This is a genomic window from Caecibacteroides pullorum (assembly GCF_019239235.1).
Taxonomy (GTDB): Bacteria; Bacteroidota; Bacteroidia; order Bacteroidales; family Bacteroidaceae; genus Bacteroides; species Bacteroides pullorum.
In genome coordinates this window covers 415,863-434,826 of sequence record NZ_JAAZTS010000001.1, presented here as the reverse complement: position 1 = coordinate 434,826, position 18,964 = coordinate 415,863, and the positions used below count along the sequence as shown (strand labels likewise).

The window sequence follows — 18,964 nt, the reverse complement described above, 5'->3', positions numbered from 1 at the left end:
TTTAAGGATTTACTATCTTTTTGTTAAATAATTATTCTTCTTTTTCCTCTGATTTTACCAAGCGGCGTACATCGTTGCTCTCGCCCACAATCCACACCACATCACCCTCCAAGAAAGGTTCGGCCGGAACAGGAGCATGCAAAGTGCCGTCGCCACGATCTACACCAGCAATAAGACAGCGATACTTCTCACGGATACCTGCCTCGCGCAGCGTCTTGCCCAAGAAAGGCGAACCGGCATCCACACTGAACTGACGCAGAATCATCTCGCTCTTCTCCACCACGTCGGTTTCGAGAGCGGAAGCCTGCTCCATATCGCGACTAAAGACGGCCAGGTCTTCGTCGGTACCGATTACTTGCAGTTTGTCCTGAGGAAACAGACGCAAGCTTGCCCCAGGAATATTAAATCGTCGACGCCCGCGTAATACAGACACCACGTGAACTCCATACTTACTGCCGAAATTCAGCTCGCCCAACGTCCGCCCGGCCCAACGTGCCTCAGAGGGTAGTACGTAGTCGGCCAAGTGCAAGTCGCGCGACAAGAGGCGTCCGGCATATTCGGGTTTCTTCTCGCCAAGATATTCCGCCCGCATGTCGCGATAACGCAGATTCTGGAAAAATGTACGTTCGATAAGAATAGACTGGCGCTTCAGCTGACGCGACATAATCATCAGTACCAACAATAGCACTGCCACACCCAATACCAATCCAACAGACATCTTGAACAATCCGCCGATCACGAAGATCACAAACCCTGCTGCCACCAAAATGCGCAACACAACGGTTGCTACCAGCGGTGCCCGATTGGCCCGACTCTCTTTCCACAGGGTGGTAAACTCTACCGAATGGTTTTTCTTAATCATAATGGCACGCAGGAAAGGTGCAAGACACAGGATGATAATAACCGCCGAAGCCAGTTGCCCCCAAATGCCTGGCAACGCCTCGCGCAGCAACGGCACCAACAGCCGAAATGCTAACGCCACAACAGCGATACTCACCACCGAGTAGACCACCGTAATGCGCACCAGCGCCACGATGAGCTTCTTCCACAGACTTTCGTGGTTCATCGTTGGCGAACCCGCTGTAGCATAACGTTCCAGCCAGGCACGCCACTTTGCCGGCAGATGGCTGTCTACAAACGTTGAAGCCGGCCCCGCCACACGGATCATGTAGGGGGTGAGGAAGGTTGTGATGACCGATACCGCCACGACAATGGGATAGAGGAAATTACTCGTCACACCCAACGAAACGCCCAGCGAGGCAATGATGAACGCAAATTCACCAATCTGTGTCAAACTGAAACCACATTGCATCGCCGTCTTCAGCGGCTGACCGGAGAGCAGCACGCCCAGTGTACCAAACACCGCCTGACCGCCAATAACCGCCAGGGTGATGACCAAGATGGGAACGGCATATTCCACTATCATCGCCGGATCGACCATCATGCCCACCGATACGAAGAACACTGCACCAAACAGGTCTTTCACCGGAGCCACCAGCCGTTCGATCGACTCCGCCTCGGCCGTCTCTGCCAGGATAGACCCCATAATGAAAGCACCAAATGCTGGCGAAAAGCCTGTCTTGGACGCTATCACCACCATCGCAAAGCATAAACCCAGCGCCACAATGAGCAACGTCTCATCGCTCATCAGCCGACGGCAGCGCTTTAACAGCCCAGGTATCAGGTAAATGCCCACTACAAACCAAAGTACCAGGAAGAACATCAGCTTCAGGATGCTCTCCATCATTTCCGCCCCTTCGAAATTGTGGCTCGCCGCCATCGTTGAGAGTACCACCATCAGCACGATAGCCAGGATATCTTCCAGAATAAGCACGCTCAGCACCAGGCCAGCAAACTGTTTCTTCCGCAACCCCAAGTCGTCGAACGCTTTATAAATGATAGTCGTGGACGACATGGCAATCATACCGCCCAGAAACAGACAGTCCATCCGCTTCCAGCCGAAACCCGACCCCACGGCCATCCCTAACAGAATCATACAGAAGATAATGGTACACGCCGCAATGATGGCCGCTCCGCCCACCTTGGCAATTTTCTTCAGGCTGAAATCCAGTCCCAAGGCAAAGAGCAGGAAAACAACTCCCAAATCGGCCCACGTCTGGATGTTGGCCGTATCCATTACCGAAGGCGTATAAGGCATGTGCGGACTGGCCAGGAAGCCTGCCACCACGTAGCCCAACACCAGCGGCTGCTTGAGTTTCTTGAAAAGTAGCGTCATCAGGCCCGCACACACCAGGATGAGGGCCAGGTCGCTTATCAGGGTAGGTAAATGTGACATAATTCCTCCGTTTTTCCGTTTCTGCTGACAAAAGTACGAAAGAAATGAAGAAAGAAGACTATATTTGACAAAAAAAATAAGAACGGTTTTGAATGAAGCCCATGAAGAATGAAAATTTTTCAAAAACGAGCGACAGAGAGGACAGATCTTAGCCCTCGGACGGGCAGAAACGTACGCGGGGCGGGCTTTACGAGCCCTCGGACGGGCAGAAACGCACGCGGGGCAGGGTTTACGAGCCCTCGGACGGGCAGAAACGCACGCGGGGCAGGGCTTACGAGCCCTCGGACGGACAGAAACGCACGCGGGGCGAGGCTTACGAGCCCTCGGACGGACAAAAACGCACGCGGGGCAGGGCTTACGAGCCCTCGGACGGGCAGAAACGCACGCGGGGCGAGGCTTACGAGCCCTCGGATTGACAGAACGGTACGCGGGGCTGGAAGCAACCCTTCTTTTTGACGCAGAAAGTTATCATTTTGTCACAATCCGTCACCACCGCCCGTTGCACCCAAGCTGAAGCGGACATGCTTTCAGACGGATGCATTCCGGCAATGCATTATCTTTTGACAAGATAGGAGGCTGTTCGACATAAAAAATCAAGCGAGCTTGTTTTTTATACTCTCACCTTTCACTATCTTTGCCCCCATGAAACTGAAACGACTCACACTGACATACTTGCTGCTGTGTACCCTGGGACTGAGTACCGCCCTGGCACAGCAAACGCTGACGAACGCCAACGGTCAGACACTGCGCGACCAGTACGGCAACCAGATAGACCCCTCGACTCAGCCGGACAACCTGAAGAACGACAGCACCAACGTACAGGCTCCGCCGCCACGCCTCTACCAGTGGCAGCTGGACGAACGCCTGGGCGACCGCAGGCGCGTTCCCGCCGACACGCTGAACCTGAACTTCCAGAACACGAACCTCGTAGAAGGCATGGAGGGGCACTACAACTACCTGGGCAACCTGGGCAGTCCGCGCCTGTCGCGCGTGTTTTTCGAGCGGGAAGAGTGGGAACCGACCATGTTTCTGTCCACCTACTCCAGCTTCCTGTTCCGCCCCGGCGACTTCCGCTTCACGAACAGCAACATCCCCTTCTCGAACCTGACCTACTACAAGGCAGGCAGCAAGGTGAACGGTGAAGAGCGCTTCAAGTCCTACTTCTCGGTGAACGCCAACAAGCGCCTGGCTTTCGGATTCAACATCGATTATCTCTACGGACGCGGCTACTACACCGACCAGGCGACAGCCTTCTTCAACGCCGGCCTCTTTGCCAGCTACATCGGCGAACGCTATCAGATGCAAGCCATGTACAACAACTTCTCGATGAAGATGAACGAAAACGGCGGTATCACAGACGACCAGTACATCACCCGCCCGGAGAACATGCCCGAAGTAGGCGGAACCACCTACATTCCCGTCAACTTCGAGCAGACAGCCAACCGCAACCATAACTTCTACGTCCACCTGACACACCGTTATCGCCTGGGCTTCACCCGCGAGACGACGAAACTGGAAGAAACCAAAGACGAGAACGCACGCCGCCGGGCGCAGCGCGATAGTACGGCCGTTCCGCAAGATACACTGGTAACAGAAGAATTTGTACCAGTGACCAGTTTCATCCATACATTCCACATCGAGCGTTCGAACCATCGTTACCGCGCCGGCGTGGAACCTACGGGCGACTCCAGTCCCTACGAGAACACCTACCTGCAAGAAGGCATGAGCAACGACTCCACCCTGGCCCTGAGCGTAAAGAACGTTTTAGGCATTTCGCTGCTCGAAGGCTTCAACAAGTATGCTAAGGCAGGCCTGACAGCCTACGCTTCGCACAAAGTGAGCCGCTACACGCTGATGAACCTGGGCAACAGCGAGGCTGCAACCCGTGCCGACGGTGACGGGCAGACCACACAAACACCCCTGCCTAGCCAAATCTACACAGAACATGAAGTATACGCAGGCGGCGAACTGGCCAAGCGTGAAGGTAACCTGCTGCACTACCGCGTCAACGGCGAAGTAGGTCTGGCAGGCAAAGCCATCGGCCAATTCCGCGTAGACGGCGACCTCGACTTGAACTTCCGCTTGGGCAAGGATACGGTGAATTTCCTGGCGCGCGGCTACATCAGCAACACGTTGCCATCGTTCTACATGCGCCACTACCACTCCAACCACTTCGTCTGGGACAACGACCTGAACAAAGAATTCCGTACTCGCGTAGAAGGTGAATTAAACATCGCCCGCTGGCGTACAAACTTGAAGGCAGGCGTGGAGAATATCAAAAACTACACGTACCTCGGCCCAACCTCACTGCCTACACAACATAGTGGCAGCGTTCAGGTAATAGCAGCCATGCTGAAACAGGACTTCAAACTAGGCATCCTCCATTTGGACAATGAAGTGACGTGGCAGAAATCGAGCAACCAGTCTGTACTACCCCTGCCTGATCTCTCACTCTACCATAACCTCTATCTACTGACACGCCTGTTTAAAAAAGTGCTGACAGTTCAGCTGGGTGCCGACGTGCGCTACTTCACCGAGTACGACGCACCTGCCTATCAGCCCGCCCTGTCACAATTCGTCCTGCAACCCGAAGAGAATCGAGTGAAAATAGGCGGCTACCCCATTGTAAACGTCTATGCCAACCTGCACTTGAAGCGTACACGCATCTTCGTAATGATGTACCACGTCAATGCAGGCATGGGCAACCGAAACTCATTCCTTGTCCCCCACTACCCCATCAACCCACGCCTGCTGAAACTGGGCGTATCGTGGACCTTCTATGACTAACCTTGAAAAAACACCTGTCCATGCTCCTGAAAACACTGAACCCAAAGATATGGAAATATGTGGTCGTAGCCCTCGCAGGCTCGCTGATAGCAACTTTTGTCCTTCAGCACGAAGACACGTCTGCTTCTGAGAACATCTCGCGCGACTATCCTGCCATCGCTGCTGAAGGTATCCTGCGGGCCGCATTGGAGTATAACTCCATCAGCCTCCATCTAGACGGTGACACCCTTTCGGGATTCGACTACGAACTGATAGAAGCTTTCGCCCGCGACCATGACTTGCGAGTAGACATTACGCCTGAAATGAGTTTCGAAAAGCGACTGGAAGGACTGGCAGCTGGTAAGTACGATCTGATAGCTAACGGCATCTTGGCCACCAGCGAACTGAAAGACTCGCTGTTGCTCACTACCCCCATCGCATTGACCAAAGAAGTACTGGTACAGCGCAAGCCGACCAGAGAGAACGACTCGCTGTTCATCCGCACCCACCTGTCGCTGGCTAAACGGACGCTGCACGTAGTGAAAGGCTCACCATCCATTCTGCGCATCCAAAATTTGGGCGACGAGATTGCCGATACTATCTATATTAAAGAGGTGGAAAAGTATGGTCCCGAACAGCTGATAGCCATGGTGGCCCACGGAGACATCGACTATGCCGTGTGTGACGAACAGATAGCTCGTGCCGCTGCCGACAGCATGCCGCAAATAGATATCTCGACCGATATCAGCTTCACACAATTCTATTCGTGGGCCGTGAGCAAAAAGTCACCTGCCCTGCTCGACAGTCTCGACACGTGGCTCGAAGACTTCAAACAGGGCAGAGAATATCAGAAAATCTATCGGAAATACTACAAGTAAGCTAGGCAGGTCAGCCCTCACACTCCTTGAGCCATGCTTCGGACGAAGCGTCGCTCGGCATGCGCCAGTCACCTCGCGGACTGAGGGAAACACTACCCACTTTCGGTCCGTCAGGCAGACAGGAGCGCTTAAACTGTTGATTAAAGAAACGGCGTAAGAAAGTCTGCAACCATTTACGAATAGTCTCTTCATCATATACATCTTTGAAAGTACGTACCGCCAGAAAGAATATCTTCGACGGACGGAACCCTCCACGCAGGAAATGATAGAGGAAGAAGTCATGCAGTTCGTAAGGTCCTACCAAGTCTTCGGTTATCTGGCTGATGTTGCCATTCTCGTCAGCCGGTATCAGTTCGGGACTGATGGGAGTATCCACAATGTCTAGCAACGTACTACGCGAAGTCTCGTCCATTCCATTCTCTGCTACCCACTTCACCAAATGTTTGACCAACGTCTTGGGCACACTGGCATTCACACCATACATGGACATGTGGTCGCCGTTGTACGTAGCCCATCCCAAAGCCAGTTCCGAAAGGTCGCCCGTACCGATGACCAATCCCCACGTCTGGTTGGCAATATCCATCAGAATCTGCGTACGTTCGCGTGCCTGTGAGTTTTCGTACACCACGTCGTGTACCGACGCATCGTGGCCGATGTCCTCGAAGTGCTGCAAGCAGGCCTTCTTGATGCTGACCTCGCGCACCGTCACCCCGAGCGAAGTCATCAGGTCGAGCGCATTGGTATAGGTACGATCCGTTGTACCGAAGCCAGGCATCGTCACACCAACAATCCCCTTGCGCGGCCATCCCAGCTTATCGAAGGTCTTGACACAGACCAGCAACGCCAGTGTCGAATCGAGTCCGCCAGAAATGCCTACCACCGCACTCTTAGCCTTGGTATGCGTCAAACGCTGTGCCAATCCGGCTACCTGAATGGAAAAGATTTCCTCGCAACGTTCGTCCAGCGTGGGTCCCTGCGGAACAAACGGATGCGGATCGTAGGTACGCATCAGGTTCAGCTCACGACTGTTGACCAGTTCCGTCGATATTCTGATCGCTGCCTCGGGAGCCACCCGCCTGCGGCAGGCAGCAAACGTCGTATTCACCCTGCGTTCCGTACGCAGAAATTCCACGTCGATCTCGCTTATCACCAACTGTTCTTCCAGCGAGAATCGCTCACTGGCTACCAGCAACGTACCGTTCTCATAAATCAAGCCGTTACCGGCAAACACAACGTCGGTAGTCGATTCGCCAAACCCGCACGAGCTAAACACATATCCTGCCAGACAGCGGGCCGACTGCTGGCTCAGGAGTGAACGCAGGTAGGCATGCTTGCCTATAGCCTCATTGTCGGCCGATAGGTTAAAGATAATTTCCGCTCCCTGCAATGCCAAAGACGAGCTGGGTGGAACAGCCGCCCACACGTCTTCGCAGATCTCGATACCGAAAGTGGTGTCGGAGGTTTCGAAAAGCAGATTATCGCCCATCGGCACTACCTGCCCGCACAACCGTACCGTTCGGGCCGACACATCGGAAGCCGATACAAACCAGCGCATCTCATAAAATTCCTTGTAATTAGGCAGATAGGTCTTCGGCACGACACCCAATACCCGTCCCTTCTGGATGACAACCGCCGCATTCAGCAGCTGTCCTTCGCACACGACAGGCATGCCCACAATGGAAATGATGTCCAGCTGACGCGTCGTATTGAGCACCTGCATCAATCCCAGTTCGGCTTCTTCCAGCAAAAGCTGCTGGGCAAACAGGTCACCACAGGTATAGCCGGTGATACACAATTCCGGAAAAGCAATGATCTGCACACCTTTTCCGTCGGCAATGATGATTTCCTTCTCTATCTGTCCGGCGTTGAACTTACAGTCTGCCACACGCACTCGAGGCACGGCTGCCGCCACTTTCACGTATCCGTAATTCATATCCTAAAAGTTTAACTACCGCAAAAATAAACCAATTTATCAATATGACCACGAAAAAAACGGGAAAACCTTTGGTAAATAGAAAGAAGTGACTATCTTTGCATCAGAATTAAAAATGTAATCATTACAACTTTGAAAAGAGCGAATATGGATGTTATTGAACGTTTGCAGAGCCACAGCATAAAGCCATCGGTACAGCGGATAGCCATCATGCAGTATCTGATGGACCACCATACACATCCCACCGTGGACGAAATCTACACGGCGCTCGCTCCAGGTATGCCTACCCTGTCGAAAACAACGGTGTACAACACCCTGAAGTTACTCGACGAGCATGCCGCCATCCAGACACTTACCATCGACGGACGAAATACCTGCTACGACGGCGACACCACGCCACATGCCCATTTCCTCTGCAAGGTGTGCAACAAAGTGTACGACCTGCCTTGTCAGGACGGGCTCTCGGCCGAAGGCTGTACAGAGGCGGAAGGCCACGAAATACAGGAAATTCACTTATATTATAGAGGTGTCTGCAAACATTGTAAGGAAGAAAATTGTTATTGATTGAAACAATAAAAAGATAAGACTAATTAATTCAAACTAAAAAACTGAGTAAAAATGAAAAAGTTTAGATGTACAGTATGCGGTTACGTTTACGAAGGCGATGCCGCTCCCGAGAAGTGCCCCTTGTGTAAAGCTCCTGCCAGCAAGTTTGTTGAAGTAGAAGAAGCCGTAGCAGGCGGTCCTTTGACTTTCGCTGACGAACACGTAATCGGCGTAGCCAAAGGTTGCGACGACGAAATGATCAAAGACCTGAACAACCACTTCATGGGCGAATGCACCGAAGTAGGTATGTACCTCGCCATGAGCCGCCAGGCTGACCGTGAAGGTTATCCCGAAGTAGCCGAAGCCTTCAAGCGTTATGCTTGGGAAGAAGCTGAGCACGCTGCCAAGTTCGCCGAACTGCTGGGCGACTGCGTTTGGGATACCAAGACCAACTTGGAAAAGCGTATGAACGCTGAAAGCGGTGCTTGCGAAGACAAGAAGCGCATCGCTACCCGTGCCAAGGCTCTGAACCTGGATGCCATCCACGATACAGTTCACGAAATGGCTAAGGACGAAGCTCGTCACGGCAAAGGTTTCGAGGGTCTGTACAACCGCTACTTCAAGAAATAAGATTCTGAATATTCCCTGAATAGAGAGAGGATGTATCGCCAGAAGATACATCCTCTCTTCTTTTTTGCCCCTCACTTCATCGCCTCCCCACAAAGCACTTTCTCACCCTCTCACGCAGTGCTTTGTCACCTCCTCATGAAGCACTTCATTACACCCTCACGAAGCGCTGTGTCACATTGCCACAAAGCACTGTGTTACAACCCCATATAGCACTTCGTCTGACCACCTATCAACGAAAAGCCAAAGCTCCTCACATTTATTTCTTTGCCACATCTCATATTTTTTTCATCTTTGATGTCACGTTTAGTCTTCCCAAACGTCCTATAAGTGTAAATGGAACTCAACGAATTCAAAATATCCGTCCTGCCGCTCCGCCCCAAGCTGCTGAACTATGCACGCAAGCTGACCGAGAGCCCGGAGGATGCCGAAGATGCCGTACAGGAGGTACTGCTCAAGCTGTGGAACAACCGGCTGGAGCTGGACCAGTACCGAAGCATCGAGGCATTCGCCATGACCCTGACACACAATGTCTGCATGGACCAATGGCGACGCAACAGGGATAACAGCTCCATCGACCAGCTACAAACTGTAGCCGGAGGCAGAACTCCCGACCATCTGCTTGAGCTGAAAGATGAAGTAAAGTTAATACGGGCTATCATCGACTCGCCCCCCCCACTCCAACGCACCATCATGCGGATGAAGGACGTGGAGGAATACGAGAGCGAAGAGATTGCCCAGATAACCGGATGCAGTGCCGAGGCCATACGCAGCAACCTGTCGAGGGCACGGAAGAAAGTGAGAGACATTTACCTGCAAACCATACAAGAACGTAAAAGGAGGAAACAGTCATGAAGACAGAAGAACTGCTTGAAAAATATTTCGACGGACAGACTACCTGCGAGGAAGAACGCGCACTGCGCCGCTTCTTCGCCTCGGACCAGGTGCCCGAACATCTGGAGGTGTATCGCCCGCTCTTTGCCTGTATCGACCAGGAAGTCGAAGCCTTCCAACAAACGCAGAAAGAAGAGACCACTCCGCCCAAGCAACCGGAAGCAACCTCGAAGCCTACCCGCTTGTACCGTCTGTACTATCTGACCACAGGCATTGCCGCCACTCTGCTACTCTGTATCGGCATCGCCGGCCTACTGCCCCACATCACAACCAATCATACTAGCTATGCCATCATCGACGGACACTATTACGACGACCCGAAATTGGTACAGGCCAAGGCATTGGAAGCCCTGCAGAACGTAGGCTTCACTGACGAAGAACTGAAAGAAAACATCATCTTACCAAACATATTACCCTAAAACATCATGAGAACAAGAGAAAACATCGTATATCGCCGCCTCATCGGCATCGTGTTGCTGATCCTCTGTTTCAGCCTCACCACATACGCCCAGGAAGGCTTGCAGATAGCCACCTTATTCGAAAAATACAAAGACGAAAAAAACGTGACTTACGTAGAACTGAACGGAAGCATCCTCCGCTCCTACCGCATGACAGCCTACAAAAGCCTGGTATTCGAGCAAGTGACTCCCTACAAACAGGAAATCCTTCAATGCCTTAAACAGGCCATCGATACCCATCAGGTACAGAAGACGCAGGAAGTGAACGAAAGCGGCGAACTGCGCAGCGCCTACTATCGCCTGAGCCGTACTAGCCAAAAGGGCAAAAAAGTAAACCGCTACATCCTCTACAAAGTCGGCAAGGAAGACAAGGCCACCCTAGTCTACATCGAAGGACCGCTAGATGAGGACGAACTGATGGAGATGCTATACAAGCAATAAAAAGAAAAACAAAAAATGAAGAAATTATCATTAATCATTATATAGATATGAAAACAAAGACCATCCTCACAGCCGGCTGCCTGATACTGGCCACCGTCTGTACACAAGCCCAACAAACCACCGAACCCAAACGAGAGAAAGCCATCGTCGAGACACAGGGCGACTCCATCATCATTCTGAGAGGAAAGGGAGACATGCGCATCAGGCTCTACGAACAACAGATAGAGGACGATGAACAAAAAGAAGTAGAAATCTTTGAAGGAGTCTATCTGGAGAAGGTAGATGCCGACAGCCGAACCTTCCTCGACGCTCTGCCTTTTATTCCCAAAAAGAAAAAATACAATGAATATGAGGCCCATGTCTCAGGGGTATTCCTAGGATTCTCGCGCTTGGCAGACAACTTCATGGGATTCGGATCCAGTTCCAAAGCTCATCTTGATCTGTCACAATCATGGGAATTCGGTTTCAATGTCCTCGCTGCCTCTCACAACTTCAAGAAAAACCCGCACTGGGGTATCAACATCGGCCTGAGCTGGGGTTACCGTTCGTTCAGCTTCGACGGCGACCTCGCCCTATTGAAACAGAACGGAAGCAGCTACTTCCAGAACGGACAGGAGATGCAACCCGAAGGTAGTGAAACCACCACTCCCTACTACAGCGACAGCCGCCTGCGCCACTTCTTCTTCCGCATCCCCGTACAACTTGAGTGGCAACAGCGTTGGAACAAAAGCCTCGTATTCTTTAACTTCGGCCCCGAATTTGAGATACGCCACGGCGTGAAATCCTTCAGCCATGTAAACGGCAGCAAGAAGCAGACCGTAGGCAAAGGCATGTATGTACGCCCCATCGGCACCAACCTGTTGCTCCAAGCCGGATATGGCAACCTTGGTGTTTACCTGCGTTACTCCATGAACACCCTATTCCAAGGCAACAAAGGTCCTGACGTATCTCCCTACTCCTTCGGCATCGCCTGGTATTGGTAAACAGCAGGCTAGATGTATATATTTTAGGCACGATTTACACAAAACAATACGGAAGAGAATTAATAACCTCCATAATAATCTGTATAAATCGTGCCTAAGAATTACATCTGCCTGTTCTTCCAAAACATCCCAGGCTTATGCGTAAATCAAAAACGCATACCCAACGTCAACAATACCTGGCTACGACTGAACTTCACGCTTGTTGCATCAGGGCTGACATAATTCGTCACGTTGCCATCCGCTTCAGAATAAACAAACGGGAAGAAGTCCGCCTTCTGCGAATTCAACTTATAAGCAAGATCCGCATAAAACATAGAACCACGGTAACCGATACCCAACGTGTAGGTATTCTGCGCTTTCAGGTTCATGAAGTCCGTATCTGTATTTATTGAATTGATCGGCAAAGCCTTGATAGCACCGTCCTGATAAGGAGAAGTCATCAAGTTGTAACCTGCACGCAAAGAGAATTGAGGAATAACTTTATATTCAGCTCCCAGTCGAAGGGTATGTACACCCTTCAAGCAATTCTTAGATTCCTGCGTTTCCCATTGCATATCCATACCATCGGAATATTGGAATTTTATATTCGAATAATCCTTGTATTCATACTCGGCTCCCAAAGCAAGGCTGCTGCCAACAGTATAACCCAAACTTACATTATAAGTCCAAGGCGTCTTAAGCTGGTATTCAAAATTCATGTCACCGCCTTTCAGGTAGTTGCGCGTATCGATTACCTCCTCTGCAAAATCTGAAGTCAATACAGCCGATGTCGTGTGTGTCAGCTTATAAAAGATAGGAGTATGTATAGCTAAACCAATGCGCAACGGAGAATATTGGAACGGACGAATAATCGCACCCAACTTGAAATCAACACCACCGCCGCTGATATTGTTATAGCTTTCGAGTTTATAACCTGCGCCGTCACGCCCCTGACTATCTTCATTATACAAAGTGTACTTATTGTAATCCAAATCATAAGCCCCAACAGTAAGACCTAAATAAACCCGATCGTTTAGATTGAAAGCCACATTAAAGTCATATTGGTCAAGTCCACCACTTTCGTGAGAACGGTATTCACGGAGATAAGGCGCGTCACCAGCCACCGTAGTATAAAAGCCATAATTCTCATAGGCTTTTTCATTAGGTTGCCCATTTGTTACTGAATTAAAGGTTAATTCACCACTAACATTATCAATATAATACGGCTGATTATTTTCACCTAATATAGGATAATAACCAAAATTTTCAGGATTTAATTTCCCTTGACTATTTGCAATTTGATCAGCTATATCATCTGGTAAAGAAGAAGTACTTGGACTTACTAAATAACCTTCCCATCCTAATGCCGACAACCATCCGATATCATTGTTATCGAAAATAGCACCACTATTCCAATGCTCTGGTGTCAATCCGTCTGTCATCCCAGCAATCTGAAACAATTGGGAATGTCCCTGTAAATCACCCGCCATCCACATATTCCGATTAAAGGTATTGGCTTTGTGATAGTTGAAACCGAAATTCACATAACGCAGAGTTGTTTGATTACCAATCTTGGTAGAAAACACAACTCCGATGTTATCGAAATTCCATCGGTTCTTCGATGCATTGTATGTATTCCCCAAATACTTTGCCTCTGTACTTAAAGCCGAATAACTAAAGGATAACGAAGCATCATTACTTCGATAGATACCAATACCTGCAGGATTGGTTCCCATCGTCGAAATATCACCACCCAAAGCTCCCATAGCACCACCCATTCCAACAAAACGAGCCGTACCGTCCAAATCTTTGGTAGCAAAATCTACCGCATCATATACCGTTTGTGCATGTGTCTGCATCAGAGTAAGCAAAAGAACAGACACACCTATTATTATTTTCTTCATATCTTTCGTTCTTTAAAATTAGCATCCATAAAAGATTCTCCACAACTGACTGTTATCTTCTGCGGCTTGATCCACCACCTCCACCACTAGAACGGCTGGTACCGAAACTACCGGAGGAACGAGTACTTCCCCCCGTTGAGAAAGACGACCGGCTGCTGCTACGGGTAGTAGTGTTGTTGAAACTACGCGAATTGTCATCGTAACTGTTCCGACGTGATTGTGACTGATAGATGCGCGAAGGTTGATTAGAACTTCCACGATTATAAGTAGCGGCGCTACGACGACTAGAATTGCTTACACCATTTTGTCGTATAGAAGTACGGTTGCCAGTACTATACGAATCGCTCCGTGTACTGCTAGGACGTGTGTAAGTACTACGGCGTGCATCTGTCGAAGTTGTCCGTACGGCAGTACCCGAATTTTGACGTGAAGAAGTCGCACGTGTACCAACTACGCGACCAGTAGAAGAACCTGTAGTTCGTCTCACCTGTTGTCCAGTAACACGTCGTCCGCTCGTTGTACGAGTGGCTGAACCATTACGGACAGAACGGCCTCCATTAGTTGTTGTCCGAGTCGTAGATACACTACGTGTGCCATAAGAGCGACGTGTAGTATATGTATCGCGTGAAGCCCAGTAACCAGGTCCCGGATGATGCCAGCCTGGATAGTAATGAGGATGGTGATAATAGGGCCATCCCCAGCCGCCATACCAGCCTCCCCAGCCAGCATACCAGCCACCGTACCAACCGCTATACCAGCCGCTCCAGCCCCAGTTCCATCCATAATAGGGCCAACCCCAGCCCCATCCGTAGGAATTATAGCGCCAGTCCCACCACAGACGGTTGGTGAACGTCGGGAAAGCATAGGCATACAGTCCGTCAGTATAAACGTTCCAATCCCACGAATTCAATCCATAGACTACATCCCAATACAACGGACTACTGATGCTGATGGCATAGCGCGGATTGCGGAAACGAATGATGCGCATAGCGTATTCATAATCGTCTTCAGAACCATCGAAGCCGTTTACCCATTCACCGTCGGGATCGGGCACTGCCTTTTCTTCGATATAAAGAGTATCCTCATTCTGCGAAAAGTCATATTCTTTCGAGTTGTAACGACGGTTATATTCATCCACATCGCGCACATTCCCCTTCTTGTCCTTTACCACAATGGTGGTAGTACCAGAATTTGTACAGACAACAGGTTTCTGCGTTTCTACAACTATTACGTTCTCAGGAGCTTTTCGTACCGTCTCTTCCTCTGCTTTCTCGGTCTTCTGTTCAGCCTTCTTCTTCGAGGGTACATAATAGAGGTCGTCATCTACACTCTGTGCCGCGAGTGTCCACGGGAGGCACAGGGCTAAAAGTGATAAAAAAACAATCTTTTTCATATATCTGTCAGTTTATAATTTACAAACACTTGATTTCCGTATGACAAAAATAAGACCAAAGTTTCGAATTTCCCAGAGATTTTCCCCCCCCCTTTATAGGGATTTCCCTAAATCAGCCTATCTTTGCAAACAGAGGCTTTTGCCAATCTTATTCAAAGATAAAACAAATTATGCGACGGGCCGCCATCGGATCCCAGCATTTTAACAAAACCCCATTAAAACAATGAAATATTTAGAATTTACCTTCCACACCCAACCCTGCACAGAGACGGTCAACGACGTGCTCTGCGCCGTCTTGGGTGAAGCTGGTTTCGAAAGTTTTGTAGAGCAGGCTGACGGCATCGCCGCCTATATTCAGAAAGATCTGTATGACGAAGATACGGTACGACAGACCATGGCCGCCTTCCCTCTGCCTGATACAACCATTACCTATAGCTACGTAGAAGCCGAAGACAAGGATTGGAATGAAGAATGGGAGAAGAATTTTTTTCAACCCATCGTGATAGGTGACCGTTGCGTCGTCCACAGCACCTTCCACCACGACATACCACAGGTGCCCTACGATATCGTCATCAATCCCCAAATGGCCTTCGGCACAGGTCATCACGAGACAACGAGCCTCATCATCGGTGAACTGCTGGACAGCGACCTGCAAGGCAAATCGGTACTCGACATGGGATGCGGTACGTCCATCCTAGCTATCTTGGCACGCATGCGCGGCGCTAACCATTGTACGGCTGTAGACATCGATGACTGGTGCGTACGCAACTCGCTGGAGAACATTGAGCTGAACCATCTGGACGGTATCGATGTCTATCAAGGTGACGCTTCGTCGCTGGTCGACAAAGGACCCTTCGACGTAGTGATAGCCAACATCAATCGTAACATCCTGCTGGCCGACATGAAGTATTACATTGCCCGCATGAACCCTGGCGCTACCCTCCTGATGAGTGGTTTCTATACCGACGACATCGCCGCCATCCGCTCTGAAGCCGAAAGCTTGGGCATGACGTTCATGGAGTACAGGGAGAAAAACCGCTGGGCAGCGGTTAAGTTCCAATTATTTAAGTAGAAGCGAATCGAGTTGGGCCGACGTGCCGTTGAACACGTTCAGGTCCACCTCTTTCTCAATGCCAGGTACAGTACCCACATCCGTATGCTGCCAAAAATGCCACGGTCCCTGGTAGCGTACGGAGTCTACATAGTAGTGAGCTATCCAATAGGGATAAGCATCGAAAACAGGGCTATCCAGATAGCGCATCTTAAACTTATAAGAGGTATAAAGGATGGGCTTCACGCCATAGTGAGCCTCAACACGATCGAGCCACGTCTTGACACAAGCCTGTAGTTCGGCCTTGTCCTTCTTGCCCGTTGTTTCCACATCGAGCACAGGAGGCAAATCGCCTGCCGTCAGCGGCACTGTGCGAATAAAGAAGTCAGCCTGCTTCAACGCGTCGGTACGCGGAAGGAAATAATGATAGGCCCCGCGAATGAAACGATAGGTCTTAGCCGAATCAAAGTTCTGACGAAACGTGTCGTCCTGATGGTCGCCGCCCTCAGTAGCTTTCATGAAAATGAAACGGATAGGAAACTCCCCAGCCCGATGCTCCGCCAGGCGAGGCCAGTCAATATGCCCTTGATAATGCGACATGTCCACGCCATGTACTTCGAAATCGCAAGGCATGCACACGCCATAACCCTTCAACCCGTAGCAAGGCTTCCAGCGATAAGCATAGGGACGGATGAAAAACCAGTAGAAACTTGCCGAGAAGACCACGATGATGCAAAGAGCCAGCACATTGCGTACCCATACGGGCATAGTGCGCTCCTCTGCCTGCCGTTTGGTCTTGGCAGACTTTCCATGCGAAGCAGCCGTGCGGCGTCGTACAGGCTTTTTTGCATAGTCGGCGTTCTTCTTTTTTCTGGAAATAGAAGGTTCAGTCATACGTCTCGTTCTAATCGCGTGCAAAGTTAGTAGTTTTCCGAAAAATCCGTCAACTGGAGATTTCTTTTTGAACAACTGGGAAAATGTTTTTTCGTAACTGGAGAAAAAAGACTCTCCCTGTCTATCGGCAAAAAGCAATGCTTTGCCTTGGACAACACGGCCTTTTCCCAAGAAGAAAACAATGCTTTTTCTACAAGGAAGCAGAAAAAAACATCTGCCGCTTGCCTTATCAAAAAGAAAAGCACTATCTTTATCCCGAAAATCTAACTTTAAAACGAAAGATTATGGCAAGTAGAAAAGCATTGAAGAAAAGCGTGAACTATATCGCAGGTGAACTCTTCACCGAGTGTCTGGTCAACAAACTCTACGTTCCAGGTACCGACCCTCAGAAGGCCGACGCCCTGATGGGTGACATCCTGACCATGCAAGACGAATTCCTGAGCCGAATCAGCCACACCGAGCCTGGCAATGTAAAGGGCTTCTACAAGAAGTTCCGTTCTGACTTCAACGCCAAAGTAAACGAGATCATTGATCGCATGGGCCAACTGAAGTAAGCCGACAGAGAAAGAATGAAACAACAATTCTGCCGCTTTATCTATCACCGTCTGCTGGGCTGGAAGACGAACGTCACGGTTCCTTTCCATGACAAGTGCGTTCTTTGCGCCGCCCCCCATACTTCCAACTGGGACTTGCTCATCGGCAAGCTCTTCTACGGATCGCTGGGGCGTGACGCTCACTTTATGATGAAAAAGGAATGGTTCTTCTTCCCGCTCAGCCTGGTGTTCAAAGCCATGGGAGGCATCCCTGTCAACCGTAGTAAGAAAAATTCGCTGGTCGACCAAATGGCCGAACGCTTCGCCTCCGTCCGTCAGTTCAACCTGGCCATCACACCTGAGGGTACACGCAAAGCTAATCCGGAGTGGAAAAAAGGATTCTATTACATTGCCCTGAAAGCACAAGTCCCCATCATGCTCTTCGGAATAGACTATCCGTCGAAGACCATCTCTTGTACCCGTACCATCGTCCCATCGGGTGACATCGAAAAAGACATGCACGAGATAAAGCTCTATTTCAAGAACTTCAAAGGTAAACACCCCGAATACTTCTCCATCGGAAATATCTGAAAAAGGACACTCTATCTTCCATGCGCATTACCCTGATACAAACCGACATAGCCTGGGAAGACAAGCTCGAAAACTTGCGCCGCCTCCACCTCCGCCTGGAAGAGCTGAAGGGAGAGACCGACCTTGTAATGCTGCCCGAAACCTTCACAACAGGCTTCAGCATGAACGTTGAGCAGCTGGCCGAACCAATGACAGGCCCCACCATCAAGCAACTCCAGCAATGGGCTTCCCAATACGGCACCGCCCTGGCAGGCAGCTTCATAGCTCATCATGATGACGGTAATTATCGCAACCGTTTTTTCTTTCTCACGCCCGAGGGAGAAGCGACCTATTACGACAAGCACCATCTCTTCCGCATGGGGCATGAAAATGAATGTTTCACCGCAGGCAATGAGCGCCCCATCATCTGCTATCGCGGCTTCCGCATTCTGCCTCAAGTGTGCTACGACCTGCGTTTCCCCGTATGGAGCCGCAACGTCGCCAATGAATATGACCTGGCTCTCTACGTGGCTTGCTGGCCTGCCTCCCGCCGAGCTGTATGGGACGTCCTGCTCCAAGCGCGAGCCATGGAGAACCAGTGCTACGTATGTGGCGTAAACCGAACAGGTACTGACGGAAACCACCTGCTCCACAACGGCGGAAGTGCCCTCTACTCGCCCAAAGGCGAACGTTTGGCTTTCTTGCCCGACGGACAGGAAGGCATGGCCACGACCAACATCGAACTGGCACCGTTACAACACCTGCGCGAAAAATTTCCTGTAGCCGCCGACGCCGACAACTTCATTTTACAGAAATAA

The 18,964-nt window shown here is 50.4% G+C and carries 17 protein-coding genes; 12 read left to right on the top strand and 5 right to left on the bottom strand.

Features of this window, described 5'->3' with window-relative positions; translation table 11 throughout:
* Positions 1 to 31: 31 nt before the first annotated feature.
* Positions 32 to 2,296 carry a cation:proton antiporter gene (locus tag HF894_RS01755; protein ID WP_204970868.1) on the bottom strand — a complete coding sequence of 755 codons (2,265 nt, stop codon included), beginning with the start codon at positions 2,294 to 2,296 and terminating at the stop codon, positions 32 to 34.
* Between the two features lie 648 nt (positions 2,297 to 2,944).
* Between HF894_RS01755 and HF894_RS01750 the strand changes: the two genes are divergently transcribed.
* Positions 2,945 to 5,083, top strand: coding sequence for a putative porin (locus tag HF894_RS01750; protein WP_204970893.1), 2,139 nt, complete (start codon positions 2,945 to 2,947; stop codon positions 5,081 to 5,083).
* A 20-nt stretch (positions 5,084 to 5,103) separates the two neighbouring features.
* Positions 5,104 to 5,940 (top strand): transporter substrate-binding domain-containing protein, encoded by an 837-nt coding sequence (locus HF894_RS01745; protein ID WP_204970867.1) that lies wholly within the window; start codon positions 5,104 to 5,106, stop codon positions 5,938 to 5,940.
* A 10-nt stretch (positions 5,941 to 5,950) separates the two neighbouring features.
* Here the strand turns inward: HF894_RS01745 and HF894_RS01740 are convergent, their stop codons facing one another.
* Entirely contained in the window at positions 5,951 to 7,873 is a 1,923-nt protein-coding gene (locus HF894_RS01740; protein WP_204970866.1) for an NAD(+) synthase, read from the bottom strand.
* 147 nt (positions 7,874 to 8,020) lie between these two features.
* On the opposite strand from HF894_RS01740, the gene HF894_RS01735 reads away from it, so the two are divergent.
* The 6 genes from HF894_RS01735 (at position 8,021) to HF894_RS01710 (ending at position 11,822) form a co-directional block, all read left to right on the top strand.
* Complete coding sequence (locus HF894_RS01735) at positions 8,021 to 8,437, top strand: Fur family transcriptional regulator (protein ID WP_021847576.1); 417 nt, start codon at positions 8,021 to 8,023, stop codon at positions 8,435 to 8,437.
* A 54-nt stretch (positions 8,438 to 8,491) separates the two neighbouring features.
* Positions 8,492 to 9,049 carry an NADH peroxidase gene (locus HF894_RS01730; RefSeq protein ID WP_021847577.1) on the top strand — a complete coding sequence of 186 codons (558 nt, stop codon included), beginning with the start codon at positions 8,492 to 8,494 and terminating at the stop codon, positions 9,047 to 9,049.
* 333 nt (positions 9,050 to 9,382) lie between these two features.
* Positions 9,383 to 9,901 (top strand): RNA polymerase sigma factor, encoded by a 519-nt coding sequence (locus HF894_RS01725; protein ID WP_204970865.1) that lies wholly within the window; start codon positions 9,383 to 9,385, stop codon positions 9,899 to 9,901.
* Positions 9,898 to 10,359 (top strand): hypothetical protein, encoded by a 462-nt coding sequence (locus HF894_RS01720; protein ID WP_204970864.1) that lies wholly within the window; start codon positions 9,898 to 9,900, stop codon positions 10,357 to 10,359. Before HF894_RS01725 ends, HF894_RS01720 begins: the two co-directional genes overlap by 4 nt.
* A 6-nt stretch (positions 10,360 to 10,365) precedes the next feature.
* Positions 10,366 to 10,839: a DUF6108 family protein gene (locus tag HF894_RS01715; protein ID WP_204970863.1), complete on the top strand. Its 474-nt coding sequence runs from the start codon at positions 10,366 to 10,368 to the stop codon at positions 10,837 to 10,839.
* Between the two features lie 47 nt (positions 10,840 to 10,886).
* Positions 10,887 to 11,822 (top strand): hypothetical protein, encoded by a 936-nt coding sequence (locus HF894_RS01710; protein WP_204970862.1) that lies wholly within the window; start codon positions 10,887 to 10,889, stop codon positions 11,820 to 11,822.
* 146 nt (positions 11,823 to 11,968) lie between these two features.
* On the opposite strand, the gene HF894_RS01705 is transcribed toward HF894_RS01710, so the two are convergent.
* Both HF894_RS01705 and HF894_RS01700 read right to left on the bottom strand, forming a co-directional pair.
* Positions 11,969 to 13,705, bottom strand: a complete 1,737-nt coding sequence (locus HF894_RS01705; protein ID WP_204970861.1) for an OmpP1/FadL family transporter — start codon at positions 13,703 to 13,705, stop codon at positions 11,969 to 11,971.
* A gap of 52 nt (positions 13,706 to 13,757) precedes the next feature.
* Entirely contained in the window at positions 13,758 to 15,098 is a 1,341-nt protein-coding gene (locus HF894_RS01700) for a hypothetical protein (RefSeq protein WP_204970860.1), read from the bottom strand.
* 223 nt (positions 15,099 to 15,321) lie between these two features.
* On the opposite strand from HF894_RS01700, the gene prmA reads away from it, so the two are divergent.
* Positions 15,322 to 16,170 carry a 50S ribosomal protein L11 methyltransferase gene (gene prmA, locus HF894_RS01695; protein WP_204970859.1) on the top strand — a complete coding sequence of 283 codons (849 nt, stop codon included), beginning with the start codon at positions 15,322 to 15,324 and terminating at the stop codon, positions 16,168 to 16,170.
* Here prmA and HF894_RS01690 read toward each other — a convergent pair.
* The gene (locus tag HF894_RS01690) at positions 16,159 to 17,043 is read right to left on the bottom strand and encodes a glycoside hydrolase family 25 protein (RefSeq protein WP_394369807.1); all 885 of its coding nucleotides are present in this window, start codon (positions 17,041 to 17,043) and stop codon (positions 16,159 to 16,161) included. The two genes, prmA and HF894_RS01690, sit on opposite strands and share 12 nt — an antisense overlap.
* A 284-nt stretch (positions 17,044 to 17,327) precedes the next feature.
* Here HF894_RS01690 and HF894_RS01685 point away from each other — a divergent pair, with 284 nt between their 5' ends.
* Genes HF894_RS01685 through HF894_RS01675 form a run of 3 tightly spaced genes read left to right on the top strand, consistent with a single transcriptional unit; the run spans position 17,328 to position 18,964 of the window.
* Entirely contained in the window at positions 17,328 to 17,597 is a 270-nt protein-coding gene (locus HF894_RS01685; RefSeq protein ID WP_075317424.1) for a hypothetical protein, read from the top strand.
* 15 nt (positions 17,598 to 17,612) lie between these two features.
* Positions 17,613 to 18,167 carry a 1-acyl-sn-glycerol-3-phosphate acyltransferase gene (locus HF894_RS01680; protein WP_075317425.1) on the top strand — a complete coding sequence of 185 codons (555 nt, stop codon included), beginning with the start codon at positions 17,613 to 17,615 and terminating at the stop codon, positions 18,165 to 18,167.
* A 20-nt stretch (positions 18,168 to 18,187) separates the two neighbouring features.
* A complete protein-coding gene (locus HF894_RS01675) occupies positions 18,188 to 18,964 on the top strand; it encodes an amidohydrolase (RefSeq protein ID WP_204970858.1) in 777 nt (258 codons plus the stop codon).

What these genes read in the sequence shown, in the direction of transcription:
- HF894_RS01755 (WP_204970868.1), bottom strand. Translation starts at nt 2,296, where the DNA reads ATGTCACATTTACCTACCCTGATAAGCGACCTGGCCCTCATCCTGGTG.
- HF894_RS01745 (WP_204970867.1), top strand. Translation starts at nt 5,104, where the DNA reads ATGCTCCTGAAAACACTGAACCCAAAGATATGGAAATATGTGGTCGTA.
- HF894_RS01740 (WP_204970866.1), bottom strand. Translation starts at nt 7,873, where the DNA reads ATGAATTACGGATACGTGAAAGTGGCGGCAGCCGTGCCTCGAGTGCGT.
- HF894_RS01735 (WP_021847576.1), top strand. Translation starts at nt 8,021, where the DNA reads ATGGATGTTATTGAACGTTTGCAGAGCCACAGCATAAAGCCATCGGTA.
- HF894_RS01730 (WP_021847577.1), top strand. Translation starts at nt 8,492, where the DNA reads ATGAAAAAGTTTAGATGTACAGTATGCGGTTACGTTTACGAAGGCGAT.
- HF894_RS01725 (WP_204970865.1), top strand. Translation starts at nt 9,383, where the DNA reads ATGGAACTCAACGAATTCAAAATATCCGTCCTGCCGCTCCGCCCCAAG.
- HF894_RS01720 (WP_204970864.1), top strand. Translation starts at nt 9,898, where the DNA reads ATGAAGACAGAAGAACTGCTTGAAAAATATTTCGACGGACAGACTACC.
- HF894_RS01715 (WP_204970863.1), top strand. Translation starts at nt 10,366, where the DNA reads ATGAGAACAAGAGAAAACATCGTATATCGCCGCCTCATCGGCATCGTG.
- HF894_RS01710 (WP_204970862.1), top strand. Translation starts at nt 10,887, where the DNA reads ATGAAAACAAAGACCATCCTCACAGCCGGCTGCCTGATACTGGCCACC.
- HF894_RS01705 (WP_204970861.1), bottom strand. Translation starts at nt 13,705, where the DNA reads ATGAAGAAAATAATAATAGGTGTGTCTGTTCTTTTGCTTACTCTGATG.
- HF894_RS01700 (WP_204970860.1), bottom strand. Translation starts at nt 15,098, where the DNA reads ATGAAAAAGATTGTTTTTTTATCACTTTTAGCCCTGTGCCTCCCGTGG.
- prmA (WP_204970859.1), top strand. Translation starts at nt 15,322, where the DNA reads ATGAAATATTTAGAATTTACCTTCCACACCCAACCCTGCACAGAGACG.
- HF894_RS01690 (WP_394369807.1), bottom strand. Translation starts at nt 17,043, where the DNA reads ATGACTGAACCTTCTATTTCCAGAAAAAAGAAGAACGCCGACTATGCA.
- HF894_RS01685 (WP_075317424.1), top strand. Translation starts at nt 17,328, where the DNA reads ATGGCAAGTAGAAAAGCATTGAAGAAAAGCGTGAACTATATCGCAGGT.
- HF894_RS01680 (WP_075317425.1), top strand. Translation starts at nt 17,613, where the DNA reads ATGAAACAACAATTCTGCCGCTTTATCTATCACCGTCTGCTGGGCTGG.
- HF894_RS01675 (WP_204970858.1), top strand. Translation starts at nt 18,188, where the DNA reads ATGCGCATTACCCTGATACAAACCGACATAGCCTGGGAAGACAAGCTC.